Annotated in this window: 13 protein-coding genes; 4 read left to right on the top strand and 9 right to left on the bottom strand. The window is 56.7% G+C overall.

The genetic code is table 11. The features are described from left to right. Positions 1 to 61 precede the first annotated feature (61 nt). Together OZ656_RS10710 and OZ656_RS10705 are read right to left on the bottom strand one after the other, a co-directional pair. On the bottom strand, positions 62 to 478 hold the full coding sequence (locus OZ656_RS10710; RefSeq protein WP_379945211.1) for a MipA/OmpV family protein: 417 nt from the start codon (positions 476 to 478) through the stop codon (positions 62 to 64). Positions 479 to 565: 87 nt separating this feature from the next. After that, the gene (locus tag OZ656_RS10705; protein WP_278350604.1) at positions 566 to 1,093 is read right to left on the bottom strand and encodes a hypothetical protein; all 528 of its coding nucleotides are present in this window, start codon (positions 1,091 to 1,093) and stop codon (positions 566 to 568) included. 171 nt (positions 1,094 to 1,264) lie between these two features. Here OZ656_RS10705 and nhaD point away from each other — a divergent pair, with 171 nt between their 5' ends. Beyond that, a complete protein-coding gene (gene nhaD / locus OZ656_RS10700) occupies positions 1,265 to 2,518 on the top strand; it encodes a sodium:proton antiporter NhaD (protein ID WP_228223621.1) in 1,254 nt (417 codons plus the stop codon). 49 nt (positions 2,519 to 2,567) lie between these two features. Here the strand turns inward: nhaD and OZ656_RS10695 are convergent, their stop codons facing one another. Beyond that, positions 2,568 to 3,107 (bottom strand): porin family protein, encoded by a 540-nt coding sequence (locus tag OZ656_RS10695; RefSeq protein ID WP_011784914.1) that lies wholly within the window; start codon positions 3,105 to 3,107, stop codon positions 2,568 to 2,570. Between the two features lie 251 nt (positions 3,108 to 3,358). Between OZ656_RS10695 and OZ656_RS10690 the strand changes: the two genes are divergently transcribed. Continuing rightward, a complete protein-coding gene (locus OZ656_RS10690) occupies positions 3,359 to 4,777 on the top strand; it encodes a TrkH family potassium uptake protein (protein ID WP_121206494.1) in 1,419 nt (472 codons plus the stop codon). On the opposite strand, the gene glgP is transcribed toward OZ656_RS10690, so the two are convergent. The 6 genes from glgP to glgC form a co-directional block, all read right to left on the bottom strand. Beyond that, positions 4,778 to 7,228 (bottom strand): alpha-glucan family phosphorylase, encoded by a 2,451-nt coding sequence (glgP, locus tag OZ656_RS10685; RefSeq protein WP_379944480.1) that lies wholly within the window; start codon positions 7,226 to 7,228, stop codon positions 4,778 to 4,780. A 67-nt stretch (positions 7,229 to 7,295) separates the two neighbouring features. Then, positions 7,296 to 8,066 carry an SDR family NAD(P)-dependent oxidoreductase gene (locus OZ656_RS10680; RefSeq protein ID WP_286896029.1) on the bottom strand — a complete coding sequence of 257 codons (771 nt, stop codon included), beginning with the start codon at positions 8,064 to 8,066 and terminating at the stop codon, positions 7,296 to 7,298. Between the two features lie 42 nt (positions 8,067 to 8,108). Continuing rightward, complete coding sequence (locus OZ656_RS10675; protein ID WP_014421476.1) at positions 8,109 to 8,471, bottom strand: PilZ domain-containing protein; 363 nt, start codon at positions 8,469 to 8,471, stop codon at positions 8,109 to 8,111. Between the two features lie 105 nt (positions 8,472 to 8,576). Next, positions 8,577 to 10,049, bottom strand: coding sequence for a 4-alpha-glucanotransferase (malQ, locus tag OZ656_RS10670; protein WP_286896031.1), 1,473 nt, complete (start codon positions 10,047 to 10,049; stop codon positions 8,577 to 8,579). Further along, positions 10,046 to 11,758: a glycoside hydrolase gene (locus OZ656_RS10665; protein ID WP_153740067.1), complete on the bottom strand. Its 1,713-nt coding sequence runs from the start codon at positions 11,756 to 11,758 to the stop codon at positions 10,046 to 10,048. The genes malQ and OZ656_RS10665 overlap by 4 nt, the downstream gene beginning before the upstream one ends. Beyond that, positions 11,748 to 13,013: a glucose-1-phosphate adenylyltransferase gene (glgC, locus tag OZ656_RS10660; RefSeq protein ID WP_379944479.1), complete on the bottom strand. Its 1,266-nt coding sequence runs from the start codon at positions 13,011 to 13,013 to the stop codon at positions 11,748 to 11,750. The genes OZ656_RS10665 and glgC overlap by 11 nt, the downstream gene beginning before the upstream one ends. A gap of 177 nt (positions 13,014 to 13,190) precedes the next feature. Between glgC and glgB the strand changes: the two genes are divergently transcribed. Together glgB and glgA are read left to right on the top strand one after the other, a co-directional pair. Further along, a complete protein-coding gene (gene glgB / locus OZ656_RS10655; RefSeq protein WP_114434094.1) occupies positions 13,191 to 15,086 on the top strand; it encodes a 1,4-alpha-glucan branching protein GlgB in 1,896 nt (631 codons plus the stop codon). Then, positions 15,083 to 16,549, top strand: coding sequence for a glycogen synthase GlgA (gene glgA / locus OZ656_RS10650; RefSeq protein WP_153740066.1), 1,467 nt, complete (start codon positions 15,083 to 15,085; stop codon positions 16,547 to 16,549). Before glgB ends, glgA begins: the two co-directional genes overlap by 4 nt. Positions 16,550 to 16,560: the final 11 nt, after the last annotated feature.

Here is a 16,560-nt window from a genome sequence, read left to right as displayed (position 1 = left end):
TCACTGCCACCTCTTTGGTACAGGCGTTGAGCGCATCCCTGCGTACGCCACCAAGCCAAACCTAAAAAACGTAAATGAAGCCAGCGCCTATTTCCGCCTCATAATCATTTCGAGTGATTGGGCTGTCGGATACATCACTCCCGAACGCTTCGTACAGAGCTTCTCCGAAGATCTGCCAGTTCTGGCCCAGGTAATTGCGGTAGCTGACATTAACCCCTGTTGATCTATACCCACTATCAACATCAGTTTCCGGCAGCCCCGAATCGATGGATTGTTGTGTGGTTACGCCAAAGTACCGGTTTGCGAGCTTGCTATCGTGGAAAGTCACGGCAGCACCCACTTCCCAGCCAGTACCATCAGCCTGGCACACCAAGCACGTTCCTGCGCCGAAAATTCCGAGCGTACCAATCTCTCCTGCTGATACGCGCCCATCCAAAAAGTAACGCCAGTCGTTTGTAAGCGCGTAACGTGCTTCCAGCAGTACTGCTACGCCGGAATCCGACTCACCTAAACCATCCAGCCTTCCATCTTCAGAGTCACTCTCTTCTTTGATTGGTTTTCGGCGTTACTGGTTTCCCTGGCGCTGATTCTGAAGCATTTGTTCCATCATCAACTGCATCTGGTCCATCCGTTGTTCCATGCGCTGCAGCCGCTGATCTTCGGTCATGGCCGGGTTGCCTTGCCGCATTCCCTGACCGCTGTTGCCAGGCCCCTGATTCTTCATCTGGCCCTGACCAGGATTTCGGTTGCCCATGCCGGGGCCCTGGCCGTTCATTCCCATGCCTTGCCCCATCATTCCCGCGCCCTGGCCCATCATGCCTGGACCCATTCCGGACTCTCGCATAATCTGCAGGTGTTCCTGCATGTGCTCCATATGTTCCTGCCGCAGGCGTTGACGTTCTTCTCTGGTCGTCGCATTCTGCATCTGCTGCATGGTCTGGTTCATTCGATCCATGTTCTGCTGCATTTGCTGAATCCGTTCCTGGTTCATCATTCCTGCCTGACTGCCCTGCCCGGATCCACCCTGGGCAAAGGTAGCGAGTGGCAGCGAAATCAGGGTGGCACAGACCAGCGTTCTCAAACTGTGTTTCATGACTTTCTCTCCCCGTTGTGACTGTTCCATCAATAACAGAAAGAGCGAATGCCCTTTTGATGTGCGTCAGATTCAAGTATAGGCAGTGTTCCGTAGTTTACTAATCTTGGAGGCTCCCGCTAATGGGTTTAGAATCGCTGCCTAATCTTCCCCGGGGTTCAGGATTCCAAAATGCCGATTCTTGAAGCTGTTCTGATTGCTGTTGCCATCTTGGCGCTGCTCGGCGTCATCTTTGAAGAAGTCATTCACGTCAACAAGGCAAAAACCACACTGTTCTTTGGCACGCTCAGCTGGGTTCTCCTGTTTCTGTTCAGTTCCGGTGTAGACGAAACCGCTGCAGTTTCCTCTGGCCTTTCGGAAAGCATTGCCGAGATCGCCGGGTTATGGCTGTTTCTCGTGGCGGCGATGACATTTGTGGCCTACCTGAACAAGAAAGGCATGATCGAAAACATGATCTACCTGATCATGCCTCGTCAGGTCACCGAGCGGCGATTGCTGTTTCTGACCGGTCTGTTCTGCTTCGTGTTTTCTTCCCTGGCCGATAACATCACAGCAACACTGGTTTCCTGCTCCCTGATTCTCTCTTTAAGCCTGGATCTGAAGAAGCGGTTACAATTTATTGTTTTGGTTGTATTTGCAGTGAACTCCGGCGGCGTTTCACTGATCACCGGCGATGTCACCACGCTGATGATCTTCCTGGCAGACAAAGTGGAAATCCTGACGCTGCTGACACTGGCCATTCCCGCTTCAATCACGGTGTTTTTGCTGGCCGTGCTTCTTTCTGGCGGTCTGTCCGGCACCGTTACCCTGAAAGCCAGTTCCAATGAAGTCCGAACCGTAGACGCGGTAATCGCGGGCCTGTTTCTGGTTACAATCATTGCCACCATTACTGGCAACGCGTTATTCAGTATTCCGCCAGTGCTGACCTTCCTTTTTGGTCTTTCCATCATGTTCCTGGTGTCCCGCTTCATGAGCGACGACTCGGATCTGGACCCGATTCTCGAATACATCCGGGTTATCGAGTTTGAAACCCTGCTGTTCTTCCTGGGAATCCTGCTTCTGGTGGGTATGCTAAAAGAAATTCATGCTCTGGATTCACTGGTGGCAATCTATGATGTCATGCCCCCGGTGTACGCCAACTATCTGATGGGCATTTTCTCCGCGGTCATCGATAACGTGCCTTTAACGGCCGCACTGCTGAAGTCCGGTATCGACATGAGCCCCGGGGAATGGATGGGGCTAACCTATGCAGTTGGCGTCGGTGGTTCGTTGCTGGTAATCGGTTCTGCGGCGGGAATTGTAGCCATGAGCAAAATTGAGGGGCTCACGTTTGTGGCTTACCTGAAGTACGCGCTACACCTTCTGGCCGCGTACACAGTGGGCTATGCCGGGGTCATTCTGCTTGGCTCTGTGATGAACGGCTAACGTCGAATGCCTGCGAGGTCCCGCCCCGCAGGCATTGGTTATCTCATCGTCAGAAGTTGACCTGAACGCCCAGGCCGATGCCATCTACGGTAATATCATCGTCATCGTAGTAACGCATGTATTCGAGGTTGCCTGACAGGTTCTTGGCGAACTTCACATTCAGGCCGGCACCGTACGAGAAATCGGAATCATCGTCTTCCACTGAGCCTGCCTCAGCTTCAATACGAGTGAAACCGAAAACAGCGTAGGGTGTTACCGGGCTCTCGTTCACCACGTTCACCGTGCCGTAACCACCGAAGAAGTTGTCGATTTTAACGTCAACGCCGGCAATCCGATCGTCATCCACACCAAAGCCCGCTCGGGCCTCAACACCGAAATAGTCCGTAGCCATAACGCCGACCTTGCCAGACAAGGTGCCGGTGTCGGCTTCTGCCAGGCCATCGAAATCGGTTTCCATGAAGGTGTAATTCAGGCCGGCGTAGAGCCCGCCAACACCGGATTTATACATATCCTGGGCAGAAGCAAGCCCAGCCAGGGCCAGCCCGGCGAAGGCAGTTGATGCAACAAGAACCTTTCTTGTGGTCTTCATAGTCTTTCTCCCTGTTCATACAGGCCTTCACGGCCTGACAGTAAACGTGCATCAGTCCGACGATTCCCGCCATAGGTGCGTTCCGTATTTACCCATTTTTTACGCCGATTTAATTCCGGGTTAATACTTCTGTCCGGGGCCTGTTTCCTTGCGGTTAAGCAAGCCCGCGGGTATGCTGACGCCGTCTTTTTGTCAGCTGGCTTGAGCGTGCCTTGAGAAACCTAGCCCCTGTCGTCTTCATTGTCAGCGTCATGTTTATACTTCTGAGTGTTTTCATGACGTTACCGGTACTGCTGTTGGCTGCCACCCCTTCCGGTGCACCCAATGCCATCGCGTTTGCCGAATCGGCGGCTATTGTTTGCGTGCTTGGTGTTCTGGGGCTGTTGCTGACCTACCGTGAACCCCGCGAACTGAAACCGCGCTATATGTTCGTGCTCACGGTCTCCAGCTGGTTTGTCATCGCCCTTCTATCTGCCCTTCCCTTTTACCTGAGCGATAACGACATCTCGGCGGCAGATGCGTTTTTTGAGGGCACTTCCGGTATCACCACCACGGGGGCTACTGTGTTCACCGGCCTGGACACGATGGACAAGGATCTGCTGCTCTGGCGCTCGATCCTTCAGTGGCTGGGCGGTATCGGGATTATCGGCATGTTCGTTGCCGTGCTGCCTTTCCTGCGGGTAGGCGGGATGCGCCTGTTCGCTACCGAATCGTCTGAGTGGACGGAAAAGGCTCTGCCACGCATGAAGACTCTCAGCCGGGGCCTGCTGTTGGTGTATCTGGTGTTTTCCGTGGTTGCGGTTGTCACCTACTGGCTGTCTGGTATGTCTTTGTTTGACGCGTTCAACCATGGCCTGACCAGCATTGCCACAGGCGGCTTTTCAACCTCAGACCTGTCCATGGGTAAGTTCAACGACCTTATCCTGCTGGAAGCCACCTTTTTCATGATCATCGGCAGCCTGCCGTTCTTCCTGTTTGTGCGGGAAATGCACGGCCAGCATGGGGTCCTGTTCCGTGACCAGCAGGTTCGTCTGTTCCTGGGGATTCTGTTCGCGGTGCCGGCCATGCTCACGCTCTATCGCTGGTGGGTATCCCCGGTACCCTTCGATCCGATTCACAATTACGCAGCCACGCTTTTTAATGTGACTTCCGTTGTTACGACCACGGGCTACGCGTCTGAAGATTACTCCGCCTGGGGGCCTCTGGCCTTTGTGGTGTTCTTCTTCCTCATGTTTGTGGGCGGCTGCTCAGGCTCAACCGCCGGTGGCATGAAAATCTTCCGGTTCCAGCTATCGCTGATCATTCTGCGAGAGCAGTTAATGCGGCTGTTGCACCCACGGGCCGTATTTACCCGTAACTACAACGGCCGTGCCGTCAGCGACGAAATCATCTCCTCGATGATTGCCTATACCTTCATCTTCCTGTTGTGTCTGCTGGTGATCACCGTGTTGCTGGCATCCCTTCAGCTCGACTTTGTCACTGCACTTTCCGGCGCCCTCACCTCACTGACCAACGTTGGTCCCGGCCTTGGCGATATCATTGGCCCCGCCGGGAACTTCTCGCCTCTGCCCGACGCCGCCAAGTGGATTCTGTCAGTGGGCATGCTGATGGGGCGTCTGGAAATCCTGAGCGTGGTGATCGTGCTCTCACCGGGCTTCTGGCGTGGCTGATCAGCGCAGCCAGAGAATGTGAGCGTCTTCCAGGGGCAGGTTTAGCCTGGGTTCATGAATGCGGATGCGTGGAGTGAAATGCTCTAGCGGGCGTGGTGGCACCGTGCAGTAATATCGGTACGTCTGTTCGGCTTCCTGTAGTGGCCCGCTGAACGCCATAGACTGCACCAGGCGTGGGCCGGAGTTTGAGGATTCTGCCACCAACTCTACGGCGACCAGTTCCGGGCTCAGGCCATCCAGATACACATCCAGATCGAAACGCAGTTTTTGGCCTTCCTCCCGGGCGTCCATTGCGCCAAACCTCAGGCGTGGCCAGTGTCGGGCTATGGTTTCTTTCACAGAAACAAGTTCGTCAGCACCTACAGCGGTGCGCTCCGCGCCCTGGGCCACCATGGGCAGATAGAAATCCGTGACATATTCCCGAACCATGCGGTTGGCCGAGTATCGTGCAGTTAATTCGTTCATGCTGGCCCGAACTCTCTCCAGCCAGTTGGCCGGTAAACCCTGTTCATTACGCAGGTAGAATTCCGGTACAACGTGATTCTCCAGCAACTGATAGAGTTCTTCGGCATCAGCCTCATCGTGTTTATCCGTCTGGCTCAACTCCTCGAAGGTGGCTCCCGGCCGAATGGCCCAGCCCAGCTCCGGCTGCCAGGCTTCCGCCCACCAGCCATCATACTGCGACAGGTTCAGGCCACCATTTACCAGCACCTTCATGCCGCTGGTACCACAGGCTTCCCAGGGGTGGCGCGGGCAATTAAGCCAAACGTCCACGCCCTGAATCAGTTCGCTAGCCACCGCCATGTCATAGTCTTCAATGAATACCGCGCGCCCCTCTACTTCCGGCAGGCGGGTGAACTGCTTCCAGCGTTTGATGATGTCCTTGCCTTCGTTGTCGTGGGGGTGGGCCTTCCCCGCCAATACAATCTGCAGGGGCCGGTCCCGATTGCTGAGGAGTCGGATCAGTCGTTCCGGATCTGTCAGCAGTAAGTCCGGGCGCTTGTAATTGGTAAAGCGGCGGGCAAAGCCTAACGTCAGAGACTCAGTATCCAGAAGCAGACCACACGCCGCTTCCTCGCTGTTGCCGTAGTTGTGCTCACAATGCTGGCTCTGCAATCGCGCGCGCAGGTAATACACCAATCGGTGTCGCTGGTTTCTGCGCATCTGCCAGAGATCATGGTCAGTAGTCCCTTTCAGCGGGCGAAGGTCCTTCATAGGCTGTCGCCAGCGGTCCTGGCCACAGGCCGACGTCCATAATTCGTCCGCCTCCGGAGAATCCCAGCTCGGGGTATGCACACCATTGGTAACGTATTCTGCTGGCACATCGGCCGCCGGCCAGCGCCCGAACCACGGCTGGAAAATGGATTGAGTGACCTGTTTGTGAATCTGGCTGACACCGTTAAAACGACCGCTCATACCTAGCGCAAGCCCCGACATGTTCAAATCGCTTGAACCGCCATTGGCAACAGTCAGTATGGTCTCCAGCGACTGGCCGATCTCCTGCAACCAGGGCTCCAGGTACAATCGGGCAAGTTTCGTCGGGAACCGGTCAAAACCTGCAGCTACCGAAGTGTGGGTGGTAAAAAGGTTGGTGGCTCTGGTTGCCAGCCGCGCCACTTCAAAACTGGTCTCATTCTGCTGTTGCCAGTGCACCGCGCGCTCAACCAGCGCCAATGCGCTGTGGCCTTCGTTAATGTGGCACAGAGCGGGTTGGCGCCCCAACTGTGCCAACAAGCGCCAGCCGCCAATTCCAAGCACCATTTCCTGTTGCAGGCGTTTTTCCGGATCGCCACTGTAGAGTTCGCTGGTAATACCCCGGTCGCCGGGCTCATTCCGGGGGTCATTGCTGTCGAGCAGCAACAATTCACAGCGCCCCACCTGTCCTTTCCAGGCCCTCAGGCGAACTGTACGGCCGGGAAAAGGTACGTTTACCCTTGCCCATTCTCCGTTGCTGTCCCGTAACGGAGTAACCGGGAGCATGGTCGGATCGTTATAGGGGTGAAACTCCAGCTGCTCCCCCTCAGCGTTCAGGGCCTGCCGGAAATAGCCCTGCTGGTAGAGCAAGCCCACGGCTGTGACCGGCACACCCAGATCGCTGGAAGCCTTCAGGAAATCGCCGGCCAGAACGCCCAGGCCGCCGCTGTATAACGGCAGGGATTCCGACACCCCATACTCCATGCAGAACCAGGCGACGCCAGTGGCCAGCTGGTTGCCGCAGTTTTCAGAATACCAGGTCGGGCACTGGTTGAAGGCTTCATGGCGATTCAGTTGTTGCTGGTACTGGGCCAGGAATTCGGGGTCTTCGGCCAGCTGTTGCAGCCGTTCTGCCGAAGCGCTGTTCAGCACCAGCCAGGCGTTATGGGTTGCCTCCCAGATCTCTTCATCGAGCTGCCGCCACAACTCATCACATCCGTGGTGCCAGCTCCACTGCAAATCCAGTGCAATCGCCATCAGCCCTGACATCTGTGCTGGCAGGGCCCTCATAGTATACGCGGCCAGAGTCATGGGGCTTCAGCCGTTAATGCGCGGTATAGCCGCCGTCGATAACCAGTTCGCTCCCGGTCATGAATTTGGACTCATCAGAGGCGAGGAAAACAATGCCCCAGGCAATGTCGTTCGGCTCGCCCATATGGCCAAGAGGATGTAAAGCGGCGGTGGCCTGCTTGGCAGCTTCCAGATCCTGGCCGGTGGTTTTCAGGTGGTTTTCGACCATCGGGGTCCAGATAAAGCCCGGATGCACGGAATTCACCCTTATGTTGTCCGGGGCGTAGAGCATCGCATCTGTTTTGGTCATCAACCGGACAGCACCCTTGGACGCATGGTATGGAGGTGCGTCCGGCGCGCCGATCAGGCCGTAAATGGAAGACAGATTGATGATGCTGCCGCCGCCGGCCTTCTTCATGTGAGGAATGGCGTGTTTGGTGCAGAAAAACACCCCTTTTACGTTAACCGCCTGTACCTTGTCCCATTCTTCCTCGGTCACTTCGTGGGTCGGCTTGTTGGCGCCGGACATGCCAGCGTTACTAACCACGACGTTTAGCGCTCCGAAGTGCCCGGCCACTCCGTCCAGAGCGGCTTTCACCTGCTGTTCATTGGTCACATCACAGTGCCAGTAACCAACCTTGTAGCCTTTGTCGCTGAGTGATTTGGCGAGGGTCTCGCCTTCGCTATCCAGGCAGTCAAGAATGCCAACGGCAGCGCCCTCTTCTGCCATCCGTTCAACCGTTGCTTTGCCAATGCCCAGTGCGCCGCCGGTTACCGCAGCTACTTTTCCTTCAAGTCGTGCCATGTCAGTCGTCCCTTACAGAATCAGTTGTTGTCATTATTGAAGTCAGTGCATTTGCTTGCGAACTCGCCCGGCAAGAAGGTCTGTAGACGCCTGTTCCTGCAGGCAGGCAATCAGTTCAGAAATTGTCAGCGCATCGTTCTCAACGCCGTCAAAATCAACCCCCAGACCGCCATCATCAGTCCTAACCACATGGGCGCTCAGCGTGCAGTGCCCCCGCTCCGAACGTTCCGGAAACCGGAAGGACAGCTCGATCGTCTGGTTCAGTCTCACATCCGAATAATCGGTCGCAATAAACAGACCACGTCGGGATGCATCCCGGATCATACCAGTCGCTACTGGCATGCCACGTTTGTAGACCAGAATGGGCAACCCGCCTTCTACCCGTTGGCTTAGCCGGTGTTCCATGCCGTTTCCTCCTGTCAGCTTGCCGAGTGGATACCGCAACTCCTCCACTTTACACCTGATTAAATATTAACCATCTTGATTCTGATCAAGAGGGTGATCACTCGGCTATCGACCGTATAGGTTCACAATATTTCTCAGCCCTGGCAGGTCGATCCTCGCTCGATAATCCTCGGGTAAGGTCCATTTCCAGTTACCCTGGATCGTGCCGGGCGTGTTGAAGCGTGCCTCGGATCCAAGAGCCAGAAGATCCTGTATCGGGACGATCACCAGTCGTGATACCGAGCCCATCGCAGCCTGTATCACGGGCCATGGCATATCCGGGCTGTTAATTCTCAGATACCGGTTAACATGCTCCCGGGTTCGCTCATCCAGGCTCTGGTACCAGCCCATTGTGGTGTCGTTGTCGTGGGTACCGGTATAGACCAGATCCCATTCCTTGTGGTTATGCAATAGATGGGGGTTGGCGGCGCTGCCATCAAAACCGAATTGTATGACGGTCATACCCGGTAACCGGAAACGGTGTCGAAGGGCTTCCACATCTTCCCCGATGATGCCGAGGTTCTCGGCAACCAGCGGCAAACGGGGTAACTCCCGGAAGCAGGTTTCCAGAAAATCATCGGCCGGGCCCGGCACCCAGTAGCCATCGACCGGGCGCGGATTCTCCGCCGGAATCTCCCAGTAAGCCTGCAGCCCCCGGAAATGGTCAATTCTAAGGAGATCGAACCGTTCCTGCTGGCTGGCCAGGCGCTGCACCCACCAGTGGTATCGGTCCTCCTCCATTCGCTGCCAGTCGAATAGCGGGTTTCCCCAGTGCTGACCCTCGGGGGAGAAATAGTCCGGGGGCACCCCGGCAACCACTCTGGGCTTACCTTCACCATCAAGCTTGTACAGGTGGGGTGCGGCCCAGACATCGGCGCTGTCGTGAGCGACGAAAATGGGGATGTCGCCAAACAGCCAGATGCCCCGTTCGGCCGCATAATGACGCACCGCTGTCCATTGTATGAAAAACAGGTACTGCTCCAGGCACACCCGTTCCAGTGTACTTTGGTGGGATTCTCTCAGGGCTTCCAGGGCGGCCGGCTTGTGATCCCGCAGGTCGTCGGGCCAGTCCAGCCAGTTCACGCCCGGAAACGCCTCTCTGGCTGTCATGAACAGCGCAAAATCATCCAGCCACTGATGGTGCTCCAGAAAATTCTGATAGGCCTGTGCGTTGAGCGCTTCTGACTCACGATAGCGACCGGCATGGAATCGCTGGCTGGCATGTTCCAGGGCTTCGGTACGGGTAAAGGCGGTAAGTTCCTGGCTATCGAGAAGACCGGGCGCCACCAGTTCCTCAAGGTCGATCAGAACGGGGTTCCCGGCATGGGCCGAGAGCGACTGGTACGGCGAAAGGTCTGCATGAGTGGGCCCCAATGGCAGTGTCTGCCACACCGTGATGCCTGCCTCGGCCAGAACATCCACAAACTGCCGGGCAGCGGCGCCCAGCTTGCCGGAAACGCCAGGTAATGCGGTCGGGTGCAACAGCACACCGGCACGCCGCCTTGCCAAAACCGGATTGGATGGCATTTCTACAGTCATGAATCAGCCTCATGCCCCGGCCGCATGGCACCGCCCTTGGCGGGCTCCCCTCCACCCTGGCTCAGGGGCTGGAACAGGCTGGACGGCGCCGGGTAGCCAATACGCTCATAAAGGTTGGCCAGGTGCCGGCGATACAGCTGCTCGAAATCCCGAACCACCGCTGCCGGGTTGTAATCGCCAAACCACCAGAACCAGTCCGAGCCTTCACACAATCCGAGCTGATGTGTGGCCGCCTGCTTCTGATCCATGTTGAGGGAGCCATTATCAAGCGCCCGGTCAAAATGCTGCTTGGCCTCACACAGCAGGTCCCAGGCCCGGTTTTTGTCGGAGTCGCCTATCCAGGTGGAAAAGGTTCCATAAATCCAGCTTCCAGCCACCAGTTCCGGGAGTTGCACAGGCTCTGTGTAATGCTCTTCCTGAAGGGTCGAATAAGTGGTCAGCCGCAGTTTCGGGTGTTTCTCAAGCACCCGGTACAGCTCGTCAAGAAAATGGAAGCCGTTCTCCGGGTAGTACTCCCAGGCATTCTCGCCGTCCAGAATCACCGAGATCACCGGGTTCTTGTCTTCTCTGGCGATGTTTTCCATGTGATGCACCAGGTCGCCAACCGCGTCCCTGGCGTGCCAGTCGGCATAGGTAAAACCAATCAGATCCGATAACCCATCGTCACGAAAAAAAGCCGTTACATTGGCATCAGTAAACCGGTACGGCTGATGGATGCTGGCAGCTTCAGGCAAGGATTTATTCGCCCTGGCCTTGTTGATGCTGTTATTGATGACTGAATCGCCGGAAGCGGTCCATCGAAAGCCTTGCTCGCCAAGCAACAGCAGCGTGGCCTGGCTCAACCCACCTTCAGAGGCCCAACAACCCGCAGGTTCGGTGCCGAAAAAGCGTTTGAAGGCTCGCCTGCCCTCGGCCAGATGCCAGATGGCCCGCTCTTTCCCCCCTGGATAGTGGTCATGCTCCGGAAGCGCGATGTCTGGCATCGCTTCTCGGGCGGCACTGAAATCCAGCAGCAGAGGCACGATGGGATGGGCCCAGGGGCTCATGGCCAGTTCCACCTGGCCTGTATGCGCCAGGTGACGGTAGCGAGGGCCTATGCTGGCCATCAATTCTGCGATCACGTCCAGCAATGCCTTGCGATCGTCCAGTGTGTACTGATGGGCCTTTTCCTGAAGGCTTTGTACCACGCCATGTTTGCGGCGCACGGTTTCCGCCATCCAGCCCAGGTGGTACCACACCAGCAGATCGGCAAGAAACTGGGTAGAAAGATAACGCTGAATGTCGGGCCGGGTTCGGTATAGATCGGCCACTTCCGCCAACCGAGCATAGGCGGGAAAACGCTTGATAATCCGCTCGGCGTTTGCCCTCAGGCACTTTTCCATCAAATCCAGAAATGCCGGTGAGCCAGGTTCCGGCAGCGCCGGATCAACCAGAGCCGCAAGCAGAGGATCGCCGATGGTTTGCCCTCCATGGCGCCATCGCTCAATGTGGTACAGATAGGTCTCAATCTGTTCCAGCAGCACCGGCGCGAAGTTCACCACCGCACGGGCATCCGGGTGGGCTTCCAGGTGCGCAGCCATGTCCACATAATCCTTGATGCAGTGCAGATAGACCCAGGGGAACAGGAACTGCCCATTGCTGTGATCCTGATAATCCGGCTGGTGCATATGCCAGCAAAGTACCACTGGCGTGCGGGGGTCAGAGGCCATGGGGATAATCCTGCCCGAGCATCTCGGGAGTGATCAGCACAACACCTTTAGACGACACGTGGAAGCGTTTTTCATCTGCTGTCCGATCAAAACCAACCCGGGTGCCTTCCGGAATCCGGCAGCCGCGGTCAATCACCGCTTTGCGAATGTGGCAATCGCGTCCAATGTCCACGTCCGGGAAGATTACAGAGTCCTCCACCTCACTGAAGGAATGCACCCGAACCTGGGAGAACAACAGCGAGTGTCGAACGTGAGCGCCAGAAACGATGCAGCCGCCGGCCACCATGGAATCGACGGCCGTGCCCCGACGGTTGTCATCATCGAACACGAACTTGGCCGGCGGTAACTGTTCCTGGTAAGTCCAGATCGGCCAGTCCGAATCGTACAGATTCAGTTCCGGGCTGATACCGATCAGTTCCAGGTTGGCCTGCCACAGGGAATCGATGGTTCCGACATCGCGCCAGTATGCCACCTTGTTGTTGACTGGATCCCGGAACGGGAAAGCCGTAACCCGAAGGCGCTTGATCACCGAGGGAATAATATCCTTGCCGAAATCATGGGAAGAGTTACCGTCCATCTTGTGATCCCGCAGCAGTTCATCAAACAGAACTTTCGTGCTGAACACGTAAATACCCATCGACACCAGCGCTGTCCCCGGTTTACCCGGCATGGCCTTGGGGTGGGCCGGCTTTTCCTCGAATTCGGTAATGCGTAAATCTTCATCCACCGACATCACCCCGAACGCCGAAGCTTCTTCGACGGGCACCTCAATACAGCCCACGGTAATATCCGCCTCCTGTTCCACGTGGGCAGCCAGCATGGTGCCGTAATCCATTTTGTAGACATGGTCACCTGCCAGAATCAACACGTACTCCGGCTGGTGGCTGCGAATGATGTCCAGGTTCTGCAGCACGGCGTCTGCTGTGCCCTCGTACCAGGAGGTCTCAATGCGCTGCTGGGCCGGCAACAGTTCCACAAATTCATCCAGCTCCCCCCGCAGGAACCCCCAGCCGCGCTGAATGTGACGGATCAATGAGTGGGATTTGTACTGGGTGATAACGCCTACCTGACCAATGCCGGAGTTGATGCAGTTGGACAACGGGAAATCGATAATCCTGAACTTACCCCCGAAGGGAGCGGCGGGCTTGGCTCGCCATTTTGTGAGGTCGTGCAGTCGTGAGCCCCTGCCGCCAGCCAGCACCAGGGCCAGGGTTTGACGAGTAAGGCGACTAACGAAACGCTTGGCGGTTTGCATAGCAGCTTCCCTGTTTAAACCGGATACGCGCCGACACAAATTTGACGTTTGTTCTTTCAGAAAAACACTATCATTGAATTATGACGTACAATTGTCTTAGGTCATATTTTGTACAAACGCAAAAACGATTCATGGTCTAACCTCTGATTTCCACTTTTGTTCAGGAATCTGTGGTCTATGGAAAGCCCCGCCCTGAGTGAGTTCGACCTGCACCTGTTTGCCGAAGGCAGGCACTGGCATATCTATAATGTTCTGGGTGCCCACCTCGGGAATCAGCGAGGAATCGAAGGCGCTCGTTTTGCCGTTTGGGCACCCAACGCCCAGGCCGTGAGTGTGATCGGCGACTTCAACGACTGGGACAGCGGCCGTCATCCCATGGCGGTTAACAAAGATTATGGTGTCTGGTCGGTATTCATTGGGGGAGTAAAGCCGGGAGACCTTTACAAGTTTGCCATCACAACCCGAAACGGCCACCACATCACCAAAACCGATCCGTATGGGCAGGCCTTTGAGCACCGGCCTTCCAATGCCGCAGTGGTGACCGAGCGGGGGCAATACGCCTGGAGCGACGGAGACTGGCTTGAGTGCAGAAACCGGTTCGACTGGCAGCGGAGCCCGATTTCTGTCTATGAGGTGCATCCGGGCTCCTGGCGCCATCACGGTTCCGGGCGCTGGCTGACCTATCGGGAGCTGGCCGATCAGTTGGTGCCCTACGTGTTGGAAACCGGCTTTACGCATATTGAGCTGCTCCCGATTACCGAGCACCCGCTGGACGAATCCTGGGGTTACCAGACTACCGGCTATTACGCCCCCACCAGCCGTTATGGCAGCCCGGATGATCTTAGATATCTGGTCGACCTGTGCCATCAGAACAACATCGGCGTGATTCTCGATTGGGTGCCGGGGCATTTCCCCGATGACGACTTCGCCCTCGCCGAATTTGATGGCACGGCACTCTATGAACATGAAGATCCCCGCCGCGGGCGTCACCAGGATTGGGGCACACTCATCTACAACTACGGTCGCCACGAAGTCCGGAACTTTCTCATAGGCAGTGCGCTTTTCTGGCTGGATACCTTTCACATGGACGGGCTGCGGGTGGATGCGGTTGCTTCCATGCTGTACCTGAACTACTCCCGGAATGAGGGAGAATGGCTGCCGAACGAACATGGCGGCCATGAGAATCTGGACGCGATCCGGTTCCTTCAGGATCTGAACCGGGTATGCCAGAGCCGGTTTCCCGGCGTGCTGATGATGGCGGAAGAGTCCACGTCCTGGCCCCGGGTGACGCGGCCGCCGGAGATTGGCGGTCTTGGATTCAATCTGAAATGGAACATGGGATGGATGCACGACACCCTGCACTACCTGCAACAGGACCCCGTGTATCGCCAGTATCACCACGACAAGCTCACCTTTGGTTTGCTTTATGCCTTTTCGGAAAATTTCGTGCTGCCGCTCTCCCACGACGAAGTCGTACACGGCAAATCCAGCCTGATTCAGAAAATGCCGGGGGATGACTGGCAACAAAGAGCCTCCCTGCGCCTATTGTTCAGTTACATGTTCTCCTACCCCGGTGCGAAGCTGCTGTTCATGGGTGGTGAATTTGGCCAGCGCCAGGAGTGGAGCGAACGTCGCGAACTGGACTGGTACCTGCTGCAATACCCCGAGCACCAGGGGCTGCGTAAACTTGTTCAGGATCTCAATGGGCTCTATCGCCGCTACCCGGCTCTGCACCGCAAGAGCTTCACCGGCGAAGGCTTCGAGTGGATTGATTGCCACGATTCCACCCAGTCTGTGATCAGTTTTCTGCGCAACCCGGGAACGCCCGAGCATGGGCCGCTGGTGATTGTTGCCAACTTTACTCCTATACCCAGGCATCACTATCGCATTGGCGTGCCAACAGGAGGTAACTGGCAGGAAATTTTTAATTCAGACTCCACCTGGTATGGCGGCAGTAACCTCGGCAATCCTCTACTCTTGCAAGCTGAGCCCACACCCTGGATGGCCCGCCCGTGTTCCGTGGAGCTTACGGTACCGCCCCTGGGCCTGGTTATGCTGAGGCCAGCGACATGACCCGGGTACTGTTTGCCACGAGCGAAGTCTTTCCTCTGGTAAAAACCGGAGGTCTTGCGGATGTTTCGGCAAGCCTTCCTGAAGCTCTCTGCCGCCTGGGCTACGACTGTCAGATCCTGCTCCCCGGCTACCCTGCAGCGCTGAAGGCTGCGCGAGAGTCCGGATCCCGCCGTAAAACCCGATTTCGCTACGGCCAGTACGATGTATCCCTGTGGCAAACCCGATTGCCGGGCACCGCCGTTACCCTCTGGCTGGTGGATTGCCCAGCCCTGTTCGACCGTGCTGGCGACAGCCCCTATCAGAACGAAGAAGGCGAGGACTGGTGGGACAACGCTCACCGGTTTCACCTGTTCGGACGAATCGGTGCCATGTTGGCGCTCGGGCAACTGGGCCTGGCCTGGCGGCCGGACATCGTGCACTGTAACGACTGGCAATCCGCACTGATCCCGGTGTTTCTGGCAGATAGTCAGGACGCCCCGAAAACTGTGTTCACCATCCACAATCTCGCTTACCAGGGGCTGTTTTCCCACGAAACCTTTCGTGCCCTGGGCCTGCCGGACTCACTTTGGCGATACGAGTTCCTGGAGTTTCACGGCCAACTGTCCTTTATCAAAGGCGGACTGGTATTCAGCGATGCCATCACCACCGTCAGCCCCAGCTACGCAGATGAAATTCAGACACCCTGGTTCGGTAACGGTCTGGACGGTTTGCTGCGCCACAAGTCATCCAGGCTTCACGGCATTCTCAATGGCATTGATACCCGCCAATGGAACCCGGAAGCGGATCCACACCTGGAGTTCCACTATGGCGCGGACTATCCCGCCAACAAATCACAATGCCAGGCAAGGCTGCAGCAGGAACTCGGGCTGGAGGTTTGCGGGGCTCCATTGCTGGGGTTCGTCGGGCGCCTGGTGGAACAGAAAGGGCTGGACTGGCTGCTTGGGGTCATCAAGCCGTTGCTGGAACGAGGATGTCAGTTTGCCCTGCTCGGCTCCGGCGAACACCACTACCAGGAAAGCCTGAAAACCATGGTTCGTGAATGGCCCGGGCAATGTTCACTCACCCTCGGTTACAACGAAGGCCTGGCGCACCGGATAACCGCCGGGGCCGATATTTTCCTGATGCCTTCCCGGTTTGAACCCTGCGGACTGAACCAGATGTACAGCCTAAGATACGGCACCGTACCGGTGGTGCACGGCGTCGGCGGCCTTAACGATACGGTGTTTGACCCCAATGAGGAAACACCGGAACAAGCCAATGGTTTTGTGTTTCGTGAGGCGACGCCAGATGCATTACATGCCGCCATTACCCGTGCGCTGGCAGCGCGGGAGGACCGGAAAACCTGGCGCAAACTGCAGGAAAACGGCATGAAAGGCGACTATTCCTGGAAGAACCGGGCCGGCGAATACGCGGCCCTGTACCGGAACCTCATTACCGTCAACGACCGGATATATGAAGACTGACACGGTGCCCC

It is taken from the genome of Marinobacter sp. LM1 (genome assembly GCF_042763285.1).
GTDB lineage: Bacteria > Pseudomonadota > Gammaproteobacteria > Pseudomonadales > Oleiphilaceae > Marinobacter > Marinobacter nauticus.
Note: the sequence above shows the minus strand (reverse complement) of the source record. Positions and strands in the feature narration are given on the sequence as shown.

What these genes read in the sequence shown, in the direction of transcription:
- glgP (WP_379944480.1), bottom strand. Translation starts at nt 7,228, where the DNA reads ATGGCGATTGCACTGGATTTGCAGTGGAGCTGGCACCACGGATGTGAT.
- OZ656_RS10705 (WP_278350604.1), bottom strand. Translation starts at nt 1,093, where the DNA reads ATGAAACACAGTTTGAGAACGCTGGTCTGTGCCACCCTGATTTCGCTG.
- glgA (WP_153740066.1), top strand. Translation starts at nt 15,083, where the DNA reads ATGACCCGGGTACTGTTTGCCACGAGCGAAGTCTTTCCTCTGGTAAAA.
- OZ656_RS10695 (WP_011784914.1), bottom strand. Translation starts at nt 3,107, where the DNA reads ATGAAGACCACAAGAAAGGTTCTTGTTGCATCAACTGCCTTCGCCGGG.
- glgB (WP_114434094.1), top strand. Translation starts at nt 13,191, where the DNA reads ATGGAAAGCCCCGCCCTGAGTGAGTTCGACCTGCACCTGTTTGCCGAA.
- malQ (WP_286896031.1), bottom strand. Translation starts at nt 10,049, where the DNA reads ATGACTGTAGAAATGCCATCCAATCCGGTTTTGGCAAGGCGGCGTGCC.
- OZ656_RS10665 (WP_153740067.1), bottom strand. Translation starts at nt 11,758, where the DNA reads ATGGCCTCTGACCCCCGCACGCCAGTGGTACTTTGCTGGCATATGCAC.
- OZ656_RS10690 (WP_121206494.1), top strand. Translation starts at nt 3,359, where the DNA reads ATGTTTATACTTCTGAGTGTTTTCATGACGTTACCGGTACTGCTGTTG.
- OZ656_RS10680 (WP_286896029.1), bottom strand. Translation starts at nt 8,066, where the DNA reads ATGGCACGACTTGAAGGAAAAGTAGCTGCGGTAACCGGCGGCGCACTG.
- nhaD (WP_228223621.1), top strand. Translation starts at nt 1,265, where the DNA reads ATGCCGATTCTTGAAGCTGTTCTGATTGCTGTTGCCATCTTGGCGCTG.
- OZ656_RS10675 (WP_014421476.1), bottom strand. Translation starts at nt 8,471, where the DNA reads ATGGAACACCGGCTAAGCCAACGGGTAGAAGGCGGGTTGCCCATTCTG.
- glgC (WP_379944479.1), bottom strand. Translation starts at nt 13,013, where the DNA reads ATGCAAACCGCCAAGCGTTTCGTTAGTCGCCTTACTCGTCAAACCCTG.